This is a genomic window from Gracilibacillus sp. HCP3S3_G5_2 (assembly GCF_052063305.1).
GTDB lineage: Bacteria > Bacillota > Bacilli > Bacillales > Amphibacillaceae > Gracilibacillus.
This window is the reverse complement of the sequence record NZ_JBQHXU010000007.1, coordinates 1-24,054: the sequence shown is the minus strand read 5'-3', so window position 1 is coordinate 24,054 and position 24,054 is coordinate 1. Positions and strand designations below refer to the sequence as shown.

At 38.6% G+C, this 24,054-nt stretch carries 20 protein-coding genes, 1 pseudogene and 1 riboswitch; of the genes and pseudogenes, 4 read left to right on the top strand and 17 right to left on the bottom strand.

Annotated features, from left to right (window positions below; genetic code table 11):
* Window positions 1-5: 5 nt before the first annotated feature.
* From ACTNEP_RS11460 to ACTNEP_RS11430, 7 genes are all read right to left on the bottom strand, one after another.
* A complete protein-coding gene (locus tag ACTNEP_RS11460; RefSeq protein ID WP_441162145.1) occupies window positions 6-974 on the bottom strand; it encodes a sugar phosphate isomerase/epimerase family protein in 969 nt (322 codons plus the stop codon).
* 342 nt (window positions 975-1,316) lie between these two features.
* Window positions 1,317-2,414 carry a Gfo/Idh/MocA family protein gene (locus ACTNEP_RS11455; protein WP_441162144.1) on the bottom strand — a complete coding sequence of 366 codons (1,098 nt, stop codon included), beginning with the start codon at window positions 2,412-2,414 and terminating at the stop codon, window positions 1,317-1,319.
* 14 nt (window positions 2,415-2,428) lie between these two features.
* The gene (locus tag ACTNEP_RS11450; protein ID WP_441162143.1) at window positions 2,429-3,079 is read right to left on the bottom strand and encodes a ThuA domain-containing protein; all 651 of its coding nucleotides are present in this window, start codon (window positions 3,077-3,079) and stop codon (window positions 2,429-2,431) included.
* A gap of 13 nt (window positions 3,080-3,092) precedes the next feature.
* Window positions 3,093-4,676 (bottom strand): glycoside hydrolase family 43 protein, encoded by a 1,584-nt coding sequence (locus ACTNEP_RS11445; RefSeq protein WP_441162142.1) that lies wholly within the window; start codon window positions 4,674-4,676, stop codon window positions 3,093-3,095.
* 9 nt (window positions 4,677-4,685) lie between these two features.
* On the bottom strand, window positions 4,686-5,507 hold the full coding sequence (locus ACTNEP_RS11440) for a carbohydrate ABC transporter permease (protein ID WP_441162141.1): 822 nt from the start codon (window positions 5,505-5,507) through the stop codon (window positions 4,686-4,688).
* Window positions 5,507-6,436, bottom strand: coding sequence for a carbohydrate ABC transporter permease (locus ACTNEP_RS11435; protein ID WP_441162140.1), 930 nt, complete (start codon window positions 6,434-6,436; stop codon window positions 5,507-5,509). Before ACTNEP_RS11435 ends, ACTNEP_RS11440 begins: the two co-directional genes overlap by 1 nt.
* Window positions 6,437-6,505: 69 nt before the next feature.
* Window positions 6,506-7,849 (bottom strand): extracellular solute-binding protein, encoded by a 1,344-nt coding sequence (locus ACTNEP_RS11430; RefSeq protein ID WP_441162139.1) that lies wholly within the window; start codon window positions 7,847-7,849, stop codon window positions 6,506-6,508.
* Window positions 7,850-8,184: 335 nt separating this feature from the next.
* Here ACTNEP_RS11430 and ACTNEP_RS11425 point away from each other — a divergent pair, with 335 nt between their 5' ends.
* Complete coding sequence (locus ACTNEP_RS11425) at window positions 8,185-10,182, top strand: YjhG/YagF family D-xylonate dehydratase (protein ID WP_441162138.1); 1,998 nt, start codon at window positions 8,185-8,187, stop codon at window positions 10,180-10,182.
* Window positions 10,183-10,313: 131 nt separating this feature from the next.
* On the opposite strand, the gene gucD is transcribed toward ACTNEP_RS11425, so the two are convergent.
* From gucD to ACTNEP_RS11410, 3 genes are all read right to left on the bottom strand, one after another.
* Window positions 10,314-11,768: an alpha-ketoglutaric semialdehyde dehydrogenase GucD gene (gucD, locus tag ACTNEP_RS11420; RefSeq protein WP_441162137.1), complete on the bottom strand. Its 1,455-nt coding sequence runs from the start codon at window positions 11,766-11,768 to the stop codon at window positions 10,314-10,316.
* Window positions 11,765-12,664: a fumarylacetoacetate hydrolase family protein gene (locus tag ACTNEP_RS11415; RefSeq protein WP_441162136.1), complete on the bottom strand. Its 900-nt coding sequence runs from the start codon at window positions 12,662-12,664 to the stop codon at window positions 11,765-11,767. The genes gucD and ACTNEP_RS11415 overlap by 4 nt, the downstream gene beginning before the upstream one ends.
* Before the next feature lie 106 nt (window positions 12,665-12,770).
* The gene (locus ACTNEP_RS11410) at window positions 12,771-13,535 is read right to left on the bottom strand and encodes an IclR family transcriptional regulator (RefSeq protein ID WP_441162135.1); all 765 of its coding nucleotides are present in this window, start codon (window positions 13,533-13,535) and stop codon (window positions 12,771-12,773) included.
* Window positions 13,536-13,962: 427 nt separating this feature from the next.
* On the opposite strand from ACTNEP_RS11410, the gene ACTNEP_RS11405 reads away from it, so the two are divergent.
* Window positions 13,963-14,334, top strand: a complete 372-nt coding sequence (locus ACTNEP_RS11405) for an S-Ena type endospore appendage (protein WP_441162134.1) — start codon at window positions 13,963-13,965, stop codon at window positions 14,332-14,334.
* Between the two features lie 106 nt (window positions 14,335-14,440).
* The gene (locus ACTNEP_RS11400) at window positions 14,441-15,496 is read left to right on the top strand and encodes a BclA C-terminal domain-containing protein (protein ID WP_441162132.1); all 1,056 of its coding nucleotides are present in this window, start codon (window positions 14,441-14,443) and stop codon (window positions 15,494-15,496) included.
* A 40-nt stretch (window positions 15,497-15,536) separates the two neighbouring features.
* Here the strand turns inward: ACTNEP_RS11400 and ACTNEP_RS11395 are convergent, their stop codons facing one another.
* The 6 genes and pseudogenes from ACTNEP_RS11395 to ACTNEP_RS11370 all read right to left on the bottom strand — a co-directional run bounded on the left by ACTNEP_RS11395 (window position 15,537) and on the right by ACTNEP_RS11370 (window position 22,909).
* Window positions 15,537-16,442 carry an S-Ena type endospore appendage gene (locus ACTNEP_RS11395; RefSeq protein ID WP_441162131.1) on the bottom strand — a complete coding sequence of 302 codons (906 nt, stop codon included), beginning with the start codon at window positions 16,440-16,442 and terminating at the stop codon, window positions 15,537-15,539.
* A 236-nt stretch (window positions 16,443-16,678) separates the two neighbouring features.
* Entirely contained in the window at window positions 16,679-17,980 is a 1,302-nt protein-coding gene (locus ACTNEP_RS11390; RefSeq protein WP_441162130.1) for an NCS2 family permease, read from the bottom strand.
* 98 nt (window positions 17,981-18,078) lie between these two features.
* Window positions 18,079-18,181, bottom strand: a riboswitch (purine riboswitch).
* A 296-nt stretch (window positions 18,182-18,477) separates the two neighbouring features.
* A pseudogene (locus ACTNEP_RS11385) lies at window positions 18,478-19,323 on the bottom strand (metal ABC transporter permease).
* Window positions 19,269-19,979 (bottom strand): metal ABC transporter ATP-binding protein, encoded by a 711-nt coding sequence (locus ACTNEP_RS11380; RefSeq protein ID WP_441162129.1) that lies wholly within the window; start codon window positions 19,977-19,979, stop codon window positions 19,269-19,271. Before ACTNEP_RS11380 ends, ACTNEP_RS11385 begins: the two are co-directional and overlap by 55 nt.
* Before the next feature lie 83 nt (window positions 19,980-20,062).
* Window positions 20,063-21,643 carry a metal ABC transporter solute-binding protein, Zn/Mn family gene (locus tag ACTNEP_RS11375; protein WP_441162128.1) on the bottom strand — a complete coding sequence of 527 codons (1,581 nt, stop codon included), beginning with the start codon at window positions 21,641-21,643 and terminating at the stop codon, window positions 20,063-20,065.
* A 264-nt stretch (window positions 21,644-21,907) separates the two neighbouring features.
* Entirely contained in the window at window positions 21,908-22,909 is a 1,002-nt protein-coding gene (locus ACTNEP_RS11370) for a ZinT family metal-binding protein (protein ID WP_441162127.1), read from the bottom strand.
* Window positions 22,910-23,392: 483 nt separating this feature from the next.
* On the opposite strand from ACTNEP_RS11370, the gene ACTNEP_RS11365 reads away from it, so the two are divergent.
* On the top strand, window positions 23,393-23,914 hold the full coding sequence (locus ACTNEP_RS11365) for an N-acetyltransferase family protein (protein ID WP_441162125.1): 522 nt from the start codon (window positions 23,393-23,395) through the stop codon (window positions 23,912-23,914).
* 58 nt (window positions 23,915-23,972) lie between these two features.
* On the opposite strand, the gene ACTNEP_RS11360 is transcribed toward ACTNEP_RS11365, so the two are convergent.
* The coding region (locus tag ACTNEP_RS11360; protein WP_441160601.1) for an IS3 family transposase at window positions 23,973-24,054 on the bottom strand (82 nt) is incomplete at its 5' end.

Genomic DNA, 24,054 nt, shown 5'->3' with positions numbered 1-24,054 from the left:
TCGGTTTATGCCCACCACATTTCACCAACCTTTTCTTTAATTAAAGCATTCTTTAGTACCTCAACTGCTTTCTGAAAACCTTCGTCAACAGACATAAGGCTGTCTTCATGCTCAATACTAACCGCCCCTTGGTAGCCGATCAGTTGTAGTGCACTAATAATTCGTTTCCACTCTTCCTCGCTATGACCATATCCGACAGTACGGAAAATCCACGAGCGATTTAATTCATCACTATATGGCTTGGTGTCTAAAACCCCGTTAGCTGCCGTGTTTTGTGGATCAATTGCGGTATCTTTGGCATGGAAATGGAACAACGCATCATGCTTACCAAGTTCTTTAATGCTAACGACAGGATCCATTTGCTGCCAATATAAGTGACTTGGGTCAAAGTTGACACCAATATTTTTTCCACATGCATCACGGAGCTTCAAAGCGGTTTCATTATTGAACACTACGAAGCCTGGATGTGGTTCAATGGCAATGCGCACATTATGTTCAGCAGCAAAGTCATTTTGTTCTTTCCAGTAAGGAATAACCTTCTCCTGCCATTGCCATTCCAATACCTCTGGATGATCGTCTGGCCAAGCTGCTGTCACCCACACCGGATATTGGGAATATTCAGATTCTCCAGGACATCCTGCAAATGTGACGACTGTATCAACACCCATTTTTTCTGCTAATAACACGGTCTCTTCAAATTGTTGATGGTGTTGATTGGAAATATCTTTATTTGGATGCAATGGATTACCATGGCAACTAAGTGCACTAATTTCGAGGCTCCTATCGGTAAAAGCTTGTTGGAATGCTTGTAATTTTGTTTCATCGGCTAAAAGCTCTGCCGGGTTACAGTGCGCATTCCCCGGATAACCTCCTGTCCCGATTTCGACAGTTTGCAATCCTGCCTCTTTCACTGTATCAAGTGCTTCATCCAACGACTTATCCCCAAATAAAACAGCAAATACACCTAATTTCATTCCATTCACCTCATTTAATATTTTTTAACCGGACAAAAGCCGGATAGAAACATACTGCGACATAGCGACAATTCCCTTTTGGTGAGGCTTTCTACCATTGTGATTGTTGATAAGTGCTATGTTGACGTTACGGAAAAACACTCCCTTTCACCTAATGCATAAGTGCAACATCTACCCAAGCAAGAATCGCTTTCGCAGTGTTTTCTATGCCTTCGGCTCTGCTTCAGCTAACTTGATAACATACTTTTCTTTACCAAGTTAGCTGAGATCGTGCCCACGGAAAGAGAGAAATTCACAACATCGTTACTCCCAAAATGATGTTTTTACACTTCATGTATATGCTTACCTATTGTTAAAGAATGCTTCATCAATGCCTATTGGTAATGGTTCGGGCTGCTCACAACTGCTAGCTAACACATAATGTTTACTGTCTCGTGATGCTTCATGGACTCCATGCATAATATCTAACACATGGTATGCAAGCTGACCGTCTGTTCTTGCAGTTCGATTATTCTCAATAGCATCAATCATTTCTGCAACACCTAATCCACGGCTATTATCGCTAAAACCATGTGTAAGAGGTATTTCTGACCATTCTTTATGCTCTTTTCTTCTTATAAATACTGGTCCACCGAATGTATTCGGATCCGGCACAGAAATAGTGCCTTCTGTCCCGTAAATTTCGATTGTAGGTAACTGATGGTGCCATGTATCAAAGCTTGTAATGACAGAAGCAACAGCACCTGATGTGAAATCAAGTACACTGTTAATCTGTGTCGGTACTTCTACTTGAATTTTTTTGCCATAATTCGGTTCACTAGTAATCATTCTTTCCTTATATGTCATTTGCGCTGATCCGGTAACACGTGATACAGGTCCCATCAAATTGATGAGTGCTGTTAAATAGTATGGTCCCATATCAAACATCGGACCACCGCCCTCTTGATAATAAAAGGTAGCATCCGGATGCCAGCTTTCATGGCCAGGAATCATCATGAAGGCCGTAGCGGAAACTGGTCTCCCAATCCAGCCGTCATCAATCAGTTTTCTTGAGGTTTGAATTCCTCCACCTAAAAATGTATCAGGGGCATTTCCAATGTATAAGCCTTTTTCTTTTGCTACTTCCAACATCCGCTTACCATCTTCACGACTAACCGCTAACGGCTTCTCTCCGTAAACATGCTTACCATTCTCTAAAGCTTGAATGGCAATCTCTGCATGTACAGCTGGAATCGTTAAATTAATCACTAGTTCAATCTCTGGATCCGCTAACAATTCTTCGGTAGTGTAGGCCTTAGGAACCTTGAATTCCTGCGCACGCTCTTCCGCTCTTTCCTTGACGATATCTGCTACTGCTTCGATATTATAATTACCGAATCGTGCTGCGTTTTGTAGATAAATACGACTGATATTCCCACAACCAATAATTCCTACTTTCATGCTGTTCCCCCCAATTATCTGCTTGCCCAAGTCATTCCTTTTCTCATCAACTTCATCACTTGTGGCATTCGAACGATTTCTGCAACATGGCCCAACCCACAATAATACACTTTTCCTTCTCCCCATTTTTTCGTCCAAACTACTGGCATATCCACTTCACCATTCGTCTGATATGGTCCTTCCGCAACGGGAAAACGTGTTGTCGCATGCACCCTTACTGCTGGATCCACATGCATATAATATTGCTCAGATACGACAGTAAAATCCTCCATACCTTCTGTTAAAGGGTGGTCCGGGTCTACAATATGTACGTTATAGGAAACCCCATCATTTCCTGGATGCGCTACCCATTGGCCACCAACCATAAATTGATAGTCAACTTCCCAACGAAATGAGTCACCCATCCCACCATGTAAACCAGCCAATCCTGTTCCTTGAGCAACTGCTTCTAATAATGGTTGCAATTGTTCCTTTTCAATCGTTCCTTGTGTCCAGTTAGGAACAATTAAGTCATATTGTGTTAAATCTTCTTCTTGTAATGTCATTAATGTATCGGTTATTTTTACCTCGAATCCTTCTTCCTCAAGAATACCCCCTAAAATTCCTGCTACTTCTTCTGGTTCGTGACCTTCCCAACCACCTTGAAAAATCAGTGCTTTCTTCAATACAATCCCTCCATTATTGCCTATCATCTAATATTTTATAGTGAAAATAATCAAAATCAGCATTTTTGCGCTGACCGCTTAAATCCTGTGCCGCCATACCAACGAATGTTCCAGTAAAGCGAATATATTCTGCGTCATCATCCGATAAATGCCCGATATCTACTTGCTCTCCGATTGCTTGCCACTTTTCTGCCTCTATTGCATAAAAGAATTGTAAAAGGTGGCGATTAATCACAGCTTTCAAGTATATTTCGGTATTTTCAGGTAAGGACACCTCTTGCTCCAACAGTTCATCGTATTTGTTATACTTGGTTTCAATTATTCCTAAACATTTGCCATGTTCTTCATGATCTGTCACTCGCAAATAAACATGATCATGCGTGTCATAATAAATCATTAAGCCCGCCATTTGTTGAAAGTTTTCTGGGCTAAAATCTAGTTTAGTCTCGACTTCTACATGAAAATGTTCCAATCTTCTCATCAACATAGTTTGTCGATGCAACGAACTCATTGACTCTTCGCCATATAAACGCAAGTAACCTGGTCTATCTGTTAATGAAAACCAATCATCATCAAAGGGTCGTCTAAGTGCATTCCAATATTTCAATAAATTCGTATGATTAAAATCATCATTGTTTGGCAGTTTTTCTGCTTTAAATTCTGGAAGATTAGGTGCTTCAACCACCAGGCTAGGATTGGGGCCATCTACTACTCTAATCCAATTATCATCTGTCCAATAACATTTTTGAATAGCTGTTTCTCTCCCTAATATACACTTGTCTTCAACAACAGGACGTCCACATAAATGGGCCATATACCATTCGCCATTTTGTGTCTCGACAAAACAACCATGCCCTGCTTTTTGGAGCTGATCCTCTTTTGACTTATCAGAAGTAAGAATTGGATTGGTTGGATCCACCTCATATGGACCATCAATAGACCTTGATCGTGCTACAGTTGCTGCATGGGTATACCATGTCCCACCTTCAGCTGTTAGTAAATAATAGTAGCCATTTCTCTTATATAAATGAGGTGCCTCAGTTAATCCTAGTTCAGTTCCTTTGAAAATATTCTTAATTGGACCAACTAATTTTTGTTCTGCAAGCGAATATTCTTGCAAAGCAATACCAGCGAAGGAATTGGTTCCTTTTCGATGGTCCCAAATCATATTGACGAGCCATTTCCTGCCATCATCATCATGGAAAAGGGATGGATCAAACCCACTACTGTTCAGATAAATAGGGTCTGACCAAGGCCCTTCAATATTGTCAGCTGTTACCAAATAATTATGGGTATCTTTAAATGCACCTTGTCTACTTTTTACATCTGTGTAAATCAAGTAAAAAACACCTTCAGAGTAGGATAGACACGGAGCCCATACTCCTCCTGAGTTTACATTCCCAATCATATTTAATTGGGAGGATCTCGTTAACGGGTAGCCTGTCAGCTCCCAGTTTACCAGATCTTTAGAATGATAGATTTGCACACCTGGAAACCATTCAAAGGTGGAAACCGCAAGATAATAATCATCTCCTATCCTTACAATTGATGGATCCGGATGGTAACCAGGTAACACTGGATTTGTTATCGTTTTCATATTTACCTCCTAACCTTTCACAGAACCTGCAGCAAGTCCTGTAACTATTTTCTCCTGTGCTATAAAGTATACCAATAATAGTGGCAAACTTCCAAGTGTAAGGGCTGCCATTATTCCAGGTATATTTACAGAGAACTCTCCATAAAACTCTCGTAAACCTATTGGGAGAGTAGCATTCTGAGTGGAATTTGTAAGGACTAAAGCAAAGATAAATTCATTCCAAATATGAATAAAATTATAAATGGCAACTGTTGCTACCGCCGGTGTTAATAAAGGGAAAATAATTCTCCAAAACAGTCTAAAATGACTGCATCCATCTATCTTAGCAGATTCTTCAAGTTCTTTTGGAATATCCCGCATAAACTGTGTAAAAATAACAATAGAAATCGGCAATGCAAATGCAATGTAAGGGCCGATCAAACCAAATAACGAATCATATAAACCCGCTTTATTTGTTATGATAAAAATCGGAACAAGTGTCGTATGAATTGGTATCATCATCCCGACCATAAATAAGATAAAGATCGGCCGGTTCAAACGGAATTTCAGCCTTGCTAGTGGGTAGCTGGCCATTGCTGCGATGATAATAACAATTATCACAGAAATAACCGATACAATTAGACTGTTCATAAAATATCCAAAAAACTCAAGTTCCACTAAAAGTAGGTAATTGTCTAACGAAAAACTTTCAGGAATAGACCATGGCGAGGTCATAAACTCCATTTGTCCTTTAAAGGATGTAAGAAGCATAATCAAAAAAGGAAGACCAGTCACAATTAGAATGGCGATCGCTAATAAATATAACGGAATCCCTTTTATCACTCTAATCATTATTCATTCCCCCTTCTTGATCTGTCGCCTAATAAAATGAAGAGCGTTACAATAAAGGCAATTATAAACATGGAGAAGGAAATGCTGCTACCATATCCCATGTTAAAATTCGTAAACGTTTGTTTATACATATAGGTAGCCATTAATTCGGTAGAGTTGTTCGGCCCTCCGCCAGTCATTACATAGATCAAGTCAAAGTATTTTAAGGAGCCTATTACAGATAGAATCGCAGAAGTAATAATAATAGGCATTAATAAGGGGAGGGTAATATTTTTAAATCTTTGCCATCCACTTGCCCCGTCAATATCTGCTGCTTCATATAATTCCTCTGGAATTCCGACAATCGTTGCTCGAAAGAGGATCATATAAAAAGGTGCAAATTGCCAACAAACTGTTGCAATAACCGCCCAAATAGCAGTGCTTTCCTTTCCTATCCAAGCAGTTTGCAGAGATTCTAAGCCGATCGCACCTAATATTGCATTCAACAGACCATAATTACCTTCATAAATAAAAATAAACAGTATACCAATCGCTACCGTGGACATTAAGAATGGCATGAAATATACTGATCTGAATAACCTCATTCCTTTGATTGGACTGAATAGCAACAGCGCCATAATTAAACCTACAGGTAGCTGTGTTACTAATGAGGCAATCACTAGCAAGAAGTTATTCTGAATAGATGTCCAAAATACACCATCCTGAAACAAACGGAAATAGTTTTCTAATCCTACAAAAACCATATTCGCATCGATACCCGTCCAGTTAAACATACTGTAGTAGAATGTCATAAAGATAGAGTAAACAACGTATACCCCATAGATAATAAAAGCAGGTGCTATGAACCCAATAATTGCCCAGGTATCTTTATTTTTTCTCTTTTTGCGTACCTTTACGGAATCTAAACTCAATTCTTGTGAGCTACTCACCTAATCACCACCTGGTTAATAATTAGAGAACTACATTAAAGACACGCTTCATGTAGTTCTCAAAAATGATTATTCTTCTAATACCTGTTGAGCCGTCTCTTCTACTTCACCCATTGCTTCTTCTGGAGTTATCGACAATCCAAACAAAGCTTGTGTTGTATCTAAGTGAACCTGTGCTAATTCTGGTGGCAATGTTTGATCATAATATGTTTGCATTGCCTCAGAAGTTTCTAGTACTTCACTCATCTCCTCTATATATGGATCATCATATTCAACACCATTCAACGCTGAGATAGAACCTGCGTTATTGGACATATCTGTAGCAGTTTCGAGACTCGATAGTTCATTCACTAATTCAACAGCTAATTCCGGATGCTCTGTTTGCTGAGCAACGGAAAATACTGGAGAAACTCCACCTACTACATGGTTTTTTGCACCTTCTCCTCCTTCAATTGATGGAAACAAGAAGAAACCTAATTTCTCTTCAAACTCCGGCATCTCATCACGTATGTTATTTACTAACCATCCTCCCATTGTCATCATTGCTGCACTCTCTGTGTATAGCATTTGACGAGATTGTCCAGTATCATAGTTCATTCCATTTACACCTTCTGGAAAGGCACCCATATCCACTAATTCTTGAAGTTTATGACCTGCTTCTATATAAGCCTCGTCATCAAATGTACGGCCAGAACGTTCAAAAGCTTCATTAAATAACTCTGGACCACCAATTCGTTCCGCTAAATACATTAAATAAAAAGAACCTGTCCATTTCGTTTGGTTCGCCAACGCAAAAGGAGTTACATCATTATCAGTTAATGTTTGAATTATTTCTAATAGGTCATTATATGTTTCCGGTTCTTCTAGTCCATATTCTTCAAATATGTCTTTATTATAGAAAACCGGTACGACGTCCATACTTACTGGCGTACCATATATCTGCTCATCAAAAGTAGATACTGATAAAGCAGCTTCATTGTAAAGACTTGCATCAACCGAATCAGTAATGTCCATTACTTGGTCAGAATCCACGAATTGCTTCAGCCAACCGCCACCCCAGGAATGGAATACATCTGGCGGGTTACCTCCCCCCATCGCGACACTTAATTGAGATTTATATGGATCATTTTCTTGTTGTGAAACTTCCACTGTAACATTCGGATTGTTCTCCTCAAATCGTTCTACTGCCGATTCTATTGCTTGCTCAGAAGGACCTGTTTCAATATGCCATAACGTTAATGTAACCTGTTCGCCATTCCCTTCAGCCTCTTCACTGTTATCTTCTGTATTCGTATCTCCTCCTGTATCATCAGAAGGTGTGTCATTCGTGCCAGATGAATCTGTTGGGCCACAAGCAGCGAAAACCAATAAAATTAATATTAACATTATCCAAAGCAATTTTTTATTGAACATATTCCAACCCCTCTCTCATTTTTGTCACCGCTTACATTTAAAAACTAATTATGTGTCACCCTCCCTTATAATTTTGTATTGATCACACCAAGCCCATTTAAATTTATATATTATGGTGTAATTATAAAACTGTGTTCATTATTATAAAACTTTTTTAGCGATTCAAGGCTATTATAACTAGCTGGTAATTTAATGTCAATAACAAAATGTAAACGTTTAACCACTCATTTTGTTTTATAATATAAAACTTATTTTTATATTATTGACACTGATAGTTAATACTTCTATACTTATACTAAGTATTTGAAAACGCTTTAAAGGAAGGGTTGTTCTTTATGAATACATTAGATCATTTAATGCATCACCCTGAAGATATCTATGATATTAAAACTGTTGCTAGGGGCCCGATCGGCAAATTACCCTTAACTGACCAGATGCTTCGAAAATCTCCAAGTGGGAATTTATTTGGGCTTTCTCAAAATGTTGGAATGGGCTGGAGTCCAAATATGCTAGATGGGAAACAGGTATTATTGTTAAGCACACAAGGTGGCTTAAAGGATGAAAACGGTAATCCACTAGCTTTAGGTTACCATACTGGACACTGGGAAGTAGATATCTTAATGAAAAATGCCGCGAATGAAGTCAGTCATCATGGAGGTATCCCTTTTGCAGCATATGTTAGTGACCCATGTGACGGAAGATCTCAAGGAACGACCGGAATGTTTGATTCTTTTCCTTATCGCAATGATGCCGCTATGGTATACCGCCGTTTGATCAGATCCTTGCCAACTCGGGATGCTGTGCTCGGAATAGCTACCTGTGATAAAGGACTGCCAGCCATGATCATTGCATTAGCATCGATGCATGATTTACCTACAGTGGTTATACCAGGCGGTGTAACATTGCCACCGTTATATGGTGAAGATGCTGGGAAAGTGCAAACCATCGGTGCAAGATATGCCAATGATGAATTGTCATTAGAAGAAGCTGCTGAATTAGGCTGCATGGCATGTGCGACTCCTGGTGGTGGCTGCCAATTCCTTGGTACAGCTGCGACTGCACAAGTAATTGCCGAAGCATTAGGGATGACGGTGCCACACGCTGCACTAGCCCCTTCTGGTCAAAAGGTATGGAAGGAGATGGCTCGACAATCTGCCAGGGCAATTATTACAATGGAAGAAGAAGGATTAACTACGAAAGATATTGTGACAGATGATGCAATCCATAATGCAATGGTAGTACATGCAGCATTCGGCGGATCTACGAATCTACTATTACACATCCCTGCTATTGCTCATGCTGCCAAATGTAACATTCCATCTTTGGAAGACTGGCACCGAATCAATAAAGAGACTCCTCGCCTTGTCAGTGTATTGCCAAATGGCCCGACACCACATCCAACTATCCGTGCTTTTCTGGCAGGGGGTGTTCCTGAAGTTATGCTACATCTCCGTGATTTAGGTTTATTACGCGAACATGTCATGACTGTCACTGGTCAAACGCTAAAAGAAAATCTGGATTGGTGGGAGCAATCAGAACGTCGTCAAAAAATGAAAGAAAAATTAATGGAAGCCGATCAAATTGATGCTGATGAAGTAATTATGTCAAAGGAAAAAGCAGAGCAACGTGGATTAACCTCTACGGTGACATTTCCTTCTGGTAATATCGCCCCCGAAGGAGCGGTTATTAAATCTACATCTATTGATCCATCAAGGTTAGACGAAAACCAAGTATATTACCACAAAAGCGAGGCAAAAGTGTTTACCAGTGAGGCAAGTGCTATTGAAGCAATAAAAACGAAACAAATTAAAAAAGGTGATATCATGGTTCTCACTGGCTGTGGTCCTTTGGGGACTGGAATGGAGGAAACATACCAGGTTACCTCTGCTTTAAAGCATCTATCCTATGGTAAATATGTAACCTTAATAACCGATGCACGCTTTTCAGGTGTTTCAACTGGTGCATGTATTGGTCATGTTGGGCCAGAAGGATTAGCAGACGGTCCTATTGGCAAACTTCAAGATGGAGATCTTATAGAAGTGAAAATAGATGCTAAAAATCTGGAAGGTTCGCTTCACTTTTTAGGGGAATCAGGGCAAGAGGTTACCCCTGATGAAGGTGCTCGAATTCTTGCCTCCAGACAAGTCAATCCAAATATTAAACCATCAGATGATCTACCTGATGATACACGTCTTTGGGCTGCTTTACAGAAAGTGAGCGGTGGGACATGGAAAGGCAGCGTGTATGATGTGGATCGTATTATTGAGGTGTTGGAAGCTGGGGAGAAGGCATTAGAGGCAAATGATAAAGAAAAAATAGTCCAAGATCATTGATAATATGGGGCTATGATCAGGGGGGCTTACAGAGGTTTAGTACCACGATAAACGATATATAACTATTAGTTGTATTTCTTTCTATCCATTTAAATAGCGGAAGTCTTTTTCCCTGACTTCCGCTTTTGTACTTATCCTTTAATAAACACCGTCTTCATCGTCGTGAAGAATTCTTTTGCTGCTTGACCTTGTTCTCTCGAGTAAGAGCTAGATGCTTTCATTCCTCCGAATGGCGCCTGTAGTTCTACACCTGCTGTTTCAGAGTTGATACGAACCAGCCCAGCTTCGATATCATCGATAAAGGATAGAATATGATCAATATTTTTCGTGAAGATAGACGCACTAAGCCCGAAATCTACATCATTCGCTAATTCGATTGCTTCTTCCACGGTATCTACCTTCATTAAGGCAAGAACTGGTCCAAATATTTCTTCTTGAGCGATGGTCATATCAGTTGTCACATTATCAAAAATGGTTGGTTCGATATAGTAGCCATCTTTTAATTTCCCTTCAGTTAGCTGGTTACCACCTAATAATAATGTTGCTCCTTCTTCTTTTCCCTTTGCAATATAATGCTTAACAGTATTAAATTGCCCTTCACTTGCACATGGCCCCATCCAAGTGGAAGCATCCATTCCGTCCCCTACCGTTATTTCTTTCGCTTTTTCAATGAGACGGTCTTTGAACTGCTCATAAATACTGGATTGAACAATAACTCGGCTACTGCAGGTACATTTTTGTCCAGTAGATTTCAAACCTCCACTTAATGTTGCATCAACTGCGGCTTCGATATCCGCGTCTTCCGCTATAATAATCGGGTTCTTACCACCCATTTCTAATTGATATTTGCCTCCACGTGCTGCAACAATTTTTCCAATATTCTGTCCGACATTATTAGAACCGGTAAAAGTCACTGCATTGACATCAGCATGCTCAGCCAAGCCTTGACCGATAACAGAACCTCTCCCTGTGATAAAATTAACAACACCTGCTGGGAAACCAGCTTTTTCAAAGCATTCGATAACCTTAGCCGCTGTAACTGCTCCCTCTGTTGCAGGCTTTAGGACAACGGTATTTCCGTAAATTAACGCTGGAGCCATCTTCCAAATTGGTATTGCCACTGGAAAATTCCACGGTGTAATAACACCAACAACTCCTATCGGTACTCGTTTGCTGAACATTAGTGCACTTGCGTCGGTAGATGGTATCATATCACCGTCTGATCTCATGCCTTCACCTGCATAGTATTTCAGGATTTGAATTCCACGACTTGTTTCCCCTTTGGCTTCAGGCAAGGATTTCCCCATTTCTTTCGTCATGGTCGTTGCAATGTCTTCCAAGTTTTCTTCTAATAATCTCGCTGCTTGGTACAAATAATTACCTCTGTCTGCTCCCGATAATTTTCGCCAAGCTCTTTGCGCACTCTTTGCTTGTGCTACTGCTTCCTCTAGATCAGCCCTTGTAGAATCTTGCACAGAGCCTACCACTTCTTTTTTATTCGCTGGATTGTAACTTTCGAATACCTTACCTGATACAGATGCTCGCCATTCTCCTCCGATATAATTTAGGAATGCTTCTCCACTCATATTAGACTCTCCTTTTTGTTAATATTGCTCGTTAATTTAACTGGGTTTCTTAGTATACCAATCGATTCAATTTGTATTTCTATGATATCTCCCTCCTGTAAGGTAAAGCTGTCATCTGGAATGATACATGTCCCAGTAAGTAAAGTAGTTCCATCTACAATATCATTGTCTTTTATTAAATAGGTAACTAATTCATCATAAGACCTTTTTAACATCGATGTATTCGCACTACCTTTCGACACTAATTCACCATCACGTTCAATACGACATTCAATTGCTAGATTGTAAGGATCTTCAATTGTATCCGCTAACAAAATTGCCGGACCGATTGCACAAGAGTGCTTCCACATTTTCGCCTGTGGCAAATAAAGGGGATTTTCTCCCTCTATGTCACGGCTACTCATATCATTACCTATTGTATATCCTAATATTTCACCATCAGCTTTTATAACCAGTGCTAATTCAGGCTCTGGTATTTGCCAATTGGAATCCGTTCTAATTCCAACAGGCACATCAGGACCTATCAACCTTCTCGCAGTTGATTTCAAAAATATTTCAGGTCGATCGGCATCGTATACTTTATCGTAAAATGAATTAGTTTTTACATTAGCTTCGCGGTTTCGTGCTTCTTTACTTTTTAAATAGGTAACACCTGCAGCCCAAACTTCATCTGATACAACTGGCGCCAATAATTCTAAATCTGATAAATCTTTGGTGATTGGTTGTTTATTTATTATTTCCTCTATGATCACTTGACTGCAACTCTTATTCAGCTTGTCAGCTTTCCGTATTAAATCCTGAAAGGAAGCTACAGAGAGCTCAAAGATTTGATTGTCATCCGTCACTACCGCTAATTGATCTGCACCTGATTCTTTTTTAAATCTGATTACCTTCATTTTATTCCCCTCCTATTTTTTATAGAAACAAATAATGTCACAACCTCCTTTTGTTTTATAATATAAAACATAGTTCTCTAATATAGTTATTAAAAAATTTATCTTGTTACAGATAAATTTTTCTATTACCTAATGCTTTAGAAATTTCGGAACATGTTTGTTTCAATGTACGGACGATTTCCGCTTCTAATGCTGATGTTATTGTTTGCTTCGTAGTAGAAATACTAATAGCTGCGACTACTTGATTCGTATGATCAAATATTGGTACGGCTATACAGTAGATACCAGGTTCATTTTCTTCATTATCAATAGAATAACCTTGTGATCTAACTTTTGCTAATTCGTCTAGGTATACTTGTTTATCTGTAATGGTATTATCTGTTTGGGAGAAAAATTGATAACCTTGTAATAACTCTTCGATTTCTTCTTGTTGTCTAAATGCCATTAAAGATTTACCAACAGCACTACTATGAATTGGAACCCGCTTGCCAATTCGAGAATAAACAACGGCCGATGCACCTTCCACCTTATCAATATAAACACCATACATACCCTCTAATATAACTAAGTGCGTTGTTTGACCGGTAGTAGCAGATAGATCAATCAGATATTTTCGAGCAATCTCTCTAATATCCATACTATTTAACATAAATTGACCTCGCTCCAGCAGCTTTAATCCTAAGCTGTACTTGCCACTGTCGGTATCTTGTTTAATATAGTTATGCTCTTTAAGTGTTTTTAATAACGAATGTGTAGTACTTTTGTTTAAATCTAATTTTCTACTGATTTCCGTGATTTTCATTTCACTTTGTTGTTCATTAAATAAATCAAGAATTTTTAATGCTCTATCGACAGACTGGATGATTGGCATATTAATGTAACCTCTTTCATTTGTTCACTTTGTTAAAAGTATACCACGATAGTTTTATATTTACAAAGGTATTTCAATATAGCTAAACAGTTTAACCATAAGCAAATGCTTTTCATATCTAGGTGAATGCTAGTGACATTAGAAAACTAGTTTGCCTAAATTGAAGCTTATCCACTATAAATGACCATATTCATTTCAATCCTACCGCATATAATGCTAAGAATACAGAGATAGGAGGAAAATATTCGATCCATTTCTTTGGAAGATAATAGTCTAGTATCCAATTTTGCTACTAATATATGCATAAAATTGTATTCCTGTACTAGAAGAATGGTGAAAAAAGCAGTTACATCTAATATATATCCCAGTTGTTTTTTTCTTCCTTCAGGTGTAAATAACTTTAGACGAAAGGGTGAGTAGTGCTTATATGGGGAAAATATGCAGCAATTGCTATCAACGTAATGAGAGTGACTGTGACTTTGTCACGGATCAAATCTGTTCTGGATGGAGTGCCCCTCAGGGTATATCTCAGGATATATACGTTGCATCTGGCTTGAATGTAGTTGCATCTGGTTATTTAGCATATGATGAAGGGGCGTTTGAATTTGTAACGTTTAGTTTTTTCAATGGTGGCGAATTAGTTGGTGGTCCGCTTACAGTATATGAAGGAAGCAGTGTGGCGTTCACGAGTATCAATTTCACACGTATTGAAGTTACCATTCCTGCAGGAGAAGAAGGAGCTATATCAATAGGACAACTATGTATTACGCCGCGCTATCAGGTAGAGTGCGACTTTTAATACTGTTCAACTATAAGCTTATTTCACACCAATTTATTAGCTATGCTCTTTCTGTTTAGCCAAGAGGTTAGTAGTCTGTAAAAACTATTAGAGAGGTGATGAGCAATTGTCAGGTATAAATTTTCATGATAGTAGTAGCGGAGGATGTGCAAGAGGACCTAGAGGGCCAGAGGGGCCTGCTGGGCCTGCTGGACCTGCTGGACCCGAAGGACCTGTTGGACCTGAAGGACCTGTGGGACCCGAAGGACCTGTTGGACCTGAAGGACCTGCTGGACCCGAAGGACCTGTTGGACCTGAAGGACCTGCTGGACCCGAAGGACCTGTTGGACCCGAAGGACCTGCTGGACCCGAAGGGCCTGTGGGACCTGAAGGACCTGCTGGACCTGAAGGACCTGCTGGACCCGAAGGACCTGTTGGACCCGAAGGACCTGCTGGACCCGAAGGACCTGTTGGACCCGAAGGACCTGTTGGACCTGTTGGACCTGTTGGACCTGAAGGACCTGCTGGACCCGAAGGACCTGTTGGACCTGAAGGACCTGTTGGACCCGAAGGACCTGCTGGACCCGAAGGACCTGTTGGACCTGAAGGACCTGCTGGACCCGAAGGACCTGCTGGACCTGAAGGACCTGTTGGACCCGAAGGACCTGTTGGACCTGAAGGACCTGTTGGACCCGAAGGACCTGTTGGACCTGAAGGACCTGTTGGACCCGAAGGACCTGTTGGACCTGAAGGACCTCCTGGGCCAGTAATAACTGAGACTTCAGGTTTTGCAGCTAATACTTCACAATCAGTAATTTCAGTTATACTTGGAGGAACTTCTGTACCTTTACCAAATGCTCAGAATTTAAATGGTATTACAGCCAATGCTGCAAATACAGTTTTTACTGTTTCCGAGACTGGTCGATATTTCATCCAATATAATGTAAACTTTACCGCAGGATTATTAGTTGGTGCACGACTTGTAATAAACGGCACCCCATTAGCAAGCTCTTCAAGAAACCCTGTTCTTACAGTAAGTAGTTTAAGCGCCTCAGTTATTACAAATTTAAACGCAGGGGATACCGTTACACTTGAATTATTCGGTTTGTTAGGTCTTGCAACATTACAAGCCGGTCAAGGTGCTTCCTTAACGATTATAAGAATAGATGACACACTCGTATAAAAAAGGTAAGCAGATTCTATTTTTTAGAATCTGCTTACCTTTAATGACCATTATATAATTTTTCATTTATGAATGTTCTTGGTTCACATAACTTTCCTTTTATAGCGATTACTGAACGGTAAATGGACCGAACATTCAAACAGAAATCCATCTCTACCATGACTTTCAAACAATGCTTATAATTCTTCCCATCTTTAATACATGCATTACAATTAAAGTTAGCCACATCACACTCTACACGTGTTCCATCAGGTGCACAAAGGAAGAATGATTTCAATATGGATATGGGGAAAGTACATAGTACAAAGCTATTATCACATAAATCAGCTATTTTCACACTATAATAACCTTCTATTAATATAGTCACTTTCTGTAGAAATATTTTATCTCCATTTGGTGATAGAAACCATTCACTTATCCTACCTGTATCTTTACTAACCTCTTTACAAATAAACGCATTTCCAGCACTTGAATCAATTGGATTTCCATGTTTGTCCGATAAAAAGCATGTAATATTTTTTTCTGATTTTTCGTTCGTACAAATCTGATAATGAACAACAATATAAAGTGTTCCTTCACAATGTATCTCATCAGAGCAATCATTAGCACAAATAACAGAAAGCCTTTCTAATTCTCCAACGGTTGCACTAAACGTATTATTCCGCGAAACGCTCGATAATTCCTCATCATTGGCTAATAGCAGCCAATCACAAGAACATCCTCCTTTGTGTTCGATAGAAAACGAGGCTGCATTTATTGTTTCCCCAACAGCTTGCCAAATAGTAGTTGGGGTATCAGTCTGACAGTCTACAAGAAAATTAATACAAATGCAATCTTCAATTTGTTTGACATTACTTTTAGAAGGAATATATTTGCATTTTTTAATATCTTCCTCTTTCGTTATCCAATCATAAACAATTGGAACAGAAATGCAATGTTCGGACATTCAGTACGCTCCTCTGCCAATTAGTTTATTAAAAGTTTATGTAAGCCTACTAACCCTTGTGTAGTAAGGCTATCATGTATTATGTCATTATAGATATCTATCCTATAGATGAGATGTAAGAAGCGTACTGATGGTAGGGGAAAATGATAGGCATACTAGAGCATTCAGGTCATTTCCAGTAATTTATTTCAAGAATCAGAAAAGGCTCTGACAATTTGCCAAAGCCTTTGTTTGCTTTAATGTAAAAATGCTAGATAGAGGATGAAAATAACGAATAAGACCCACATAATCGGGTTGATTTCTTTCACCTTACCTTTAGCAACCATTGTGATTGGATAGAAAATAAACCCTACTGCAATACCTGTCGCTATACTATATGCTAACGGCATTGTTACAACAGTTAAGAATGCTGGTACTGCTACATCAAATTCATCCCAAGGAATATCCTTTAAAGATGATGCCATTAGTACCCCGACAATAATTAATGCTGGAGCTGTAACAGATGAAGTTACTACACCTAGTAAAGGTGAAAAGAATAATGCCAAAACAAACAATAATGCTGTTACTACTGAAGCAAAACCGGAACGTCCACCTGCACCAACACCAGTTGCGGATTCTACATAAGAAGTTGTTGTTGATGTACCTAGTGAGGCTCCCACTACCGTAGCTGCTGAATCAGAAAATAATGCTTTTCCTGCTCTTGGCAATTTATTATCCTTGATAAAACCAGCCTTTGAAGCAACCGCAACTAAGGTACCCGCCGTATCAAAAAAGTCTACAAATAAGAAGGTTAAAATAACCACTAACATTTCTAAAGTAAATACTTCCCCTAAGTGAGCAAATGCAGCACCAAATGTTGGTGCGATACTTGGAACTGGTGCCACAATACCATCTGGTGTTGGCACCTGGCTAAAGATCATCCCCACAATGGCCGTGATGATCATTCCATAAAAAACGCCACCTTTTAGGCCCATAGCAAGTAAAATAACCGTAATTACAACACCAAACACTGCCAATAATGTTGGTCCTGCTGTAAGATCACCTAATGCTACCATTGTGGATGGATCTGCAATGATAATTCCCGCATTTTGAAAGCCAATAAAAGCAATAAATAAACCAATACCTGCACCTACTGCCATTTTTAATACTGGAGGAATGGCATTAATTACTTTCTCACGAATACCTGTTAGCGTTAAAATGATAAAGATAATACCTGAAACTAAAACACCAGCTAATGCTGTTTCCCATGGAATTCCGTGTCCTAATACAACTGTATAGGTGAAGAATGCATTTAATCCCATCCCTGGGGCAAGTGCAATAGGATATTTGGCAAAAACACCCATAAGTAAAGTACCGATTGCTGCCGCTAAAGCTGTGGCAACAAATACAGCATTTCTATCCATACCTGTTCCTTCTGTAGCTAACATGTCAGGGTTAACAAATAAAATATAGGCCATCGCTAAGAAGGTTGTAATACCTGCTACTGTTTCCGTACGATAATTTGTCCCCAATCGATCAAATTCAAAATACTTTCTCACTTTTTCTTTCCTCCCTTTGTTATAGACCGAAAAAAAAAACACTCTTAGTAATTCCAAGAGTGTTTTACAATTCGGTGTAGTAAAGTAATAAATCAATCTAATATCTACATCCTCCTCGTAGTCAGAGCATTTTACGGTGCTCTGGTAGAAACTCTTGGGCCATATTCCCAATATTATACGATGAATGATTATAATTCATATTAAGTTCAACTCATATATTACTAGGCAATCATCTTTTCGTCAAGTCTGAATCCGAATATTTTCTATTTATTTGTTACCATTGTTCGTTTTTGGTTTTTGTGCATGCTTAACTTTTCACTCAAAAATAAAAAATGCTTAGTTTCCCTAAGTTACTATACCTATTATAATCGCTTCTCAAAGCTTGGGAAACCTTCCTATTTTTCAGTCAATTTATATTTTCTTTTTCATGAAAAAATCACGACATCTATAAAGATGTCGCGATTTCTTCTTTATTGCTTCAATAATTTAACCCAGACTTAGGATAGATTGCTTCGATTAAATAGTCTCTCCAGTTTTAACTGACGTAATATACTCTTAATAAGTGTAATGACAGCAAAAATCACTATTAATATTAAAGTGATAGTAGCTCCAGGAGGTGTCCCTAAATCATAAGAAGCAACTAAACCACTTAACATTCCAATTAATGCAATAATTATTCCAATTAGAATAACACCATTGAAGCTTTTACTTAATCGCATCGAGATAGCTGCCGGTAAAACAATAATAGCAGAGACCAATAAAGCACCGACTATCGGCATAATTACTGCAATGGTTACCCCTGTTAACACATTAAATAAAATAGACATCGTTTTGATAGGCAAACCAGCGGTAAAGGCTGTCTCCTCATCAAATATCAGAACATACATAGGTTTTCGAAAAACTAAGTATAGGAGACCAATAATAATGGTTAGCACGAATAACATCCAAACTTGCTGCACACTAATCGTGACAATGGAACCAAATAAAAATTGGTTCATGCTTAAAGTGGCCCCACCTTCATTTAATCCCATCAGAACTAGTGCTAGGGCCATTCCGACAGACATTAAAATCGCAATAGAAATTTCTGAATACGTATGATACACTACACGCAAATATTCAAGCAATATTGCAATGAGCGCTACTACTAAAATATTGGTCCATGTTGGATTAACACCGATTAGCAGACCTAATGCTACACCTGCTAAGGAGACATGTGATAGAGTATCCGCCATTAGCGACTGCCTACGCAATATCAAAAATAAACCTTACATTGGTGCAATTAATGAAATTAAGAGTGAGGCTTGGAAAGCTCTTTGCATGAATCCATGGAAAAACATCTCCAAGGAGAATCCTCCTTCCTAACCAGCTCAATATGTTTATCAGCGTAATGGCGAATTTCTTCATGATCGTGGGTAACCATTAAAATTCCTTTACCATGTTCACTACTATTGTGCTTCAATAATTTATAAAATTCTTCGCGAGAATTCACATCCATGCCTGTTGTAGGCTCATCTAGTATGAACAAATCTGGATCTGTTGCAAATACTCGCGCAAGAGAAATCCGCTGCTTTTGACCACCAGATAATTCTCCAATTTTTTTATGGCGCATATTCCACATCCCTACTGATTCGAGTGAACGACGAACATGCTCCTTGTCTTCTTTATCTAATCTTTTAAACCATTTGCCCCTTTGATAGCGGCCAGATCTCACAAGTTCCAATACAGTACTTGGAAATCCAGCGTTATAGGATGCAACCTGTTGTGAAACATATCCGACAACTAATTTTTCACCAAAGCGATTTTTTGGAGATATTTGGACACTTCCTTTCGATGGTTTAAGTAAGCCCAAAATATTGCGCAATAGGGTCGTCTTTGCGGCACCATTTTCTCCAGTTAGCATTACAAAATCTTCTGCATCTACTTCAAATGAAATATTCTCTAACACAGGTTCATCCTCATACTGAAAGGCGAGATTCTTCACTTCAATATAATGCACCATTAAGCGACCTTTCTTTTATTGTATTCTTTCCACTGATCTTTTCAGGAGACCTATAAATATCATGACTTTCTGTAATCATTTCGTTATTTGATACTTAACTGTAATGATTCCAAGTTTTGACGCATTGCCTCCACGTAGCCTAAATCCTCTGCTTGTATTTCCTCTGACAATACTTCTAAATCATACAAAGCAGCTGTCTCTGTCCCTGTCTCAATAGCAACAGTTTCGGCAATTGCTGAATTGGCCCCTTGTTGGTAATAAATAACTGGTACATCGTATTCTTCCACCAGATCTCCAATCTCAGCAATACGTGATGGACTTGGTTCTACTTCTGTAGATAAACCTCCAATAGCGATTTGCTCTAAATGATAACGTTGTGCAAGGTACCCAAATGCTTGGTGTTGTACTACAAAAGTACGACTTTCTGCATCCTTAAGGGCAGCTTGATATTCCTCATCTAATGCTTGAAGTTCTTCAATAAATGCTTCTGCATTTTCTTCATAAATTTCTTGCCCATCTGGATCTGCTTCCATTAGTGCATCACGAATGACATTCACTTGCTCTTGGGCTAATACAGGGTCTAACCAAATATGAGGATCGTGTGATTCATGGTCATCAATCAACACGGATACTGAATCTGATTCCGCATACGTATTATGATCGGCATCAAATAGTACTACTTTTACTTCAAAGCTTTCTCCAGTTGTTTTATACTCAAAGTGATCCGTTTCTTGACCAGATACAGCTTCCCATTCCTCATTTTCACTTTCCCGTGTGTACCAATGCCAGTGATCGTAATCTACATCTTCTTCAAGCTCAGCAACGAGTGTAACGATATCTCCTGTATGATAGTGATCAGCTAATCCAACGATTTCAAGTGTATTATCACTTCCATGTTCATGACTACCTTCTTCTCCGTGATCATCTTCTTCCTCATGACCATGAGCGTGGTCGTGATCGCCTTCTTCTCCATGACCGTGATCATGTCCATGATTATCCACAACAATTTCTACTGTTGACTCAGCATATTCATTGTGATCATTATCGAAAAGCATTGCCCTCACTTCAAAGCTTTCATCTGATGCCTCATATTGGAATTCTGGTCCTCCCTGATTCGGAACAGTTTCCCATTCATCATCAACACTTTCTCTTGTATACCAATGCCAGTGATCATAATCCACATCTTCAGCTAATTCCGCTGTTAATTCAATCACGTCACCAGTATGATAATGATCAGCAACACCGTTAATGAATAAACTTTCTTCTTCTCCATGTCGATCATCATGATGGTGATCTGTATCAACGAAATCAACACCATCTGCTGTACGAGCTATTATAAGACCATCATTCTCTACTGTATTCAATAAGCTTTCCACCCAATGTTCCATTTCTTCACTACTATACACAAATACATCTGCTTCATTAACACCTGCAACATCTTGCGCACTTGGTTCATAGTGGTGTGCATCTTCTCCAGTGACCATTAATGATACCTCTGCTCGATCCCCTGCAACTTGTTGTGTAAATTCATACATAGGATAAAACGATGTTATAACGGATAATTTTTCGTTTTCTGTGCTTTCATCCTCATTTTGCGTACATCCCAACAGAGTACCACCTACAACTAAACTAAATAAAAAAGTAACTAACCAATTTCTTTTCACTATTCATTCTCCTTACATCACAAATACGTAATGATTACGATTTAGAGCCTAAAAAAAACTATTAATCTATTGCTTTCTCCATAATAAAACTTAAGTAAGATATAAACTAGTAACCAATTTGTTATAACAGACAATAAAGCGAGTTCCCCTAATGGAGTTGTTGTCCCCCGTTGAAGGTGAACAAAACGCTTATCGCAATGTTGCGGCAGCTATCCCCACTTAGCTTATCAGATTTTCTTGAAAGTTAAAGTGGCTTTACCTAAATTAATGTGCTAGCATGTCATTCACTATACCATCTTTATCTAACTCAGAAGGGTAATACGTTGGCCAATTAGTAACTTCCTCTAGAAGCTCTTCTCGATCATCTCCCCAATATAAATGATAATGGTGTGAATCAACTGGGAAAATATGATGATCACTAAATTGAATGTATGGAGGCATTTCATCAGCTCCATCTACTAATTCAAAGATAAAACGTACACCTCTATTACCTGCTTCATAGGTGAGAATCTCGTAACCATCTGATACATACTCTCCTGAATACTCGTTTTCATTTTCAAAGAAGGTTACAACATTGTCCTCAATGATGATGCGGTCAACATCTGTTTCATATCCTATCGTATAATACTCCTTGTACTCTTCTTCTGTCATATCTCCATTTTCTGCTTTATGTTCAAACACTTCGTCTAAATCCCCAGATAAAAGATAAGGATAAACCGATTGCCAATCTCCTTCCCAATCTGACAACTCACGATCTTCCACTTGACTATCTTCAAAATAGCCATTATATATTTGTTGGCTTTCTTCATCATGTCCGTGATGATCGTCAATTACCACAACAACAGATGCCGATTGAACGTAAGGCTCGTGATCATTATCGAATAAAACAGCTTTAATTTCTACACCATCAACAGTTGCTTCACCTGTAAATGTTTCCGACTCTTGACCTGAAACAACTTCCCATTCATCATCTTTACTTTCTCTACTATACCAGTGCCAATGGTCAAACGCTGCTTCTTCATCTAATACAGCAGTTAACTCAATCGTATCTCCTGTATGATAGTGGTCAGCAACTCCTTCGATTTCAATGCCTTCTGGTGCTTCTATCTCTTGTCCTTCGTCTTCATGATGATCATGTTCCTCATCGGTATGTACCTCTGATTCTTCTACTGTTCCGTCCACTTGCTCATCTTCTGTACCTTGACATGCTGTTAAGTAGAAGCTTAGTAGCAATAAGCTTGATAAACTAATAAGTAGTCTCTTCATTTTTCTTTTCTCTCCTATATATATATTTATTTTTCAAATAATAATGATTACGTTTTAAATAGCAGCATTTATTTATCTTCTCGATCAATAGATTTAAGTTATAAAAGCAGTTTTAAACCTACCAACATTAGTAGCGTTCTCCTTTCTATTAAGAATCAATTTAACTATCCAAAAACTTCACAAATCGTAATCATTACGATTATATGATATTATAACCCATTGAAACCAAAACGTAAATAGTAATGATTATGATTTATGCAATATTAGTCATTTTGTTTGGGAGTCGTTAGGAAGTTGGTCATCTTTTGATAAAAACTATTATTCTTTTAGCTTTAATCGGTATAAAGAAACAGTTGAATTAAACGAAGCACACAATTTAAAACCACTTGCTATCCTTGTTTAGGAAATGCGTTTTGCTTGTTAAAACGCTGTAAACTCGGTAATAATAAGAAAACACATTTTAAAAAATTGGAGGATTAAACGATGTTCGTCTATACAAGAAAAGCAACAATACATGACGCAGAAGCAATCATGTCGATTTTAAATGATGGAATTGCCTATTTAAAGGAGCAAGGGCTACCACAATGGCAAAATGGTGAAGGCCCGACACTTGAATTAGTTAAACTGGATATCGAAAAAGGATATGCACATGTCTTAATCTACAATAACAAGGTAGCAGGTTATGGCGCGTTAGTCCCTGGACCAGAAGCGCCTTATGAAAATATAACAGAAGGATCATGGGAAGAACAAGAAGATTCTTACATCGTTATCCATAGAATTGCGGTAGATTTACATGTTCGTGGAAAAGGGTTATCTAAAATATTATTACATGATTTAATTGTACTTTCCCGTCAAAAGGAATTTAAAGATGTACGCGTTGATACATATCCAAAAAATGAGATTATGCAAAAAGTGATTGTGAATGCAGGATTTAATTATAGTGGAATGATCTATTTTCCGATTGAACACGGTGAGCGTAAAGCATACCAGCTTTTGCTTGATTGATAGTTAGATTAAAAATAGCCCAAACCTGAGGTGGTTACCCCTAAAAGTTAGAGTTTTATTATGAAGCTGATTGGCTGGATTGAGTTCGGTATTCAACTGGACTCAATCCAGCTAATTTTTTCTTTGATCGTTCATGGTTG

Coding starts and splice junctions, on each gene's coding strand:
- ACTNEP_RS11405 (WP_441162134.1), top strand. CDS start 13,963: ATGGGGAAAATATGCAGCAATTGCTATCAACGTAATGAGAGTGACTGT.
- ACTNEP_RS11455 (WP_441162144.1), bottom strand. CDS start 2,414: ATGAAAGTAGGAATTATTGGTTGTGGGAATATCAGTCGTATTTATCTA.
- ACTNEP_RS11395 (WP_441162131.1), bottom strand. CDS start 16,442: ATGTCCGAACATTGCATTTCTGTTCCAATTGTTTATGATTGGATAACG.
- ACTNEP_RS11440 (WP_441162141.1), bottom strand. CDS start 5,507: ATGATTAGAGTGATAAAAGGGATTCCGTTATATTTATTAGCGATCGCC.
- ACTNEP_RS11410 (WP_441162135.1), bottom strand. CDS start 13,535: ATGCCAATCATCCAGTCTGTCGATAGAGCATTAAAAATTCTTGATTTA.
- ACTNEP_RS11430 (WP_441162139.1), bottom strand. CDS start 7,849: ATGTTCAATAAAAAATTGCTTTGGATAATGTTAATATTAATTTTATTG.
- ACTNEP_RS11445 (WP_441162142.1), bottom strand. CDS start 4,676: ATGAAAACGATAACAAATCCAGTGTTACCTGGTTACCATCCGGATCCA.
- ACTNEP_RS11365 (WP_441162125.1), top strand. CDS start 23,393: ATGTTCGTCTATACAAGAAAAGCAACAATACATGACGCAGAAGCAATC.
- ACTNEP_RS11460 (WP_441162145.1), bottom strand. CDS start 974: ATGAAATTAGGTGTATTTGCTGTTTTATTTGGGGATAAGTCGTTGGAT.
- ACTNEP_RS11425 (WP_441162138.1), top strand. CDS start 8,185: ATGAATACATTAGATCATTTAATGCATCACCCTGAAGATATCTATGAT.
- gucD (WP_441162137.1), bottom strand. CDS start 11,768: ATGAGTGGAGAAGCATTCCTAAATTATATCGGAGGAGAATGGCGAGCA.
- ACTNEP_RS11415 (WP_441162136.1), bottom strand. CDS start 12,664: ATGAAGGTAATCAGATTTAAAAAAGAATCAGGTGCAGATCAATTAGCG.
- ACTNEP_RS11370 (WP_441162127.1), bottom strand. CDS start 22,909: ATGAAGAGACTACTTATTAGTTTATCAAGCTTATTGCTACTAAGCTTC.
- ACTNEP_RS11380 (WP_441162129.1), bottom strand. CDS start 19,979: ATGGTGCATTATATTGAAGTGAAGAATCTCGCCTTTCAGTATGAGGAT.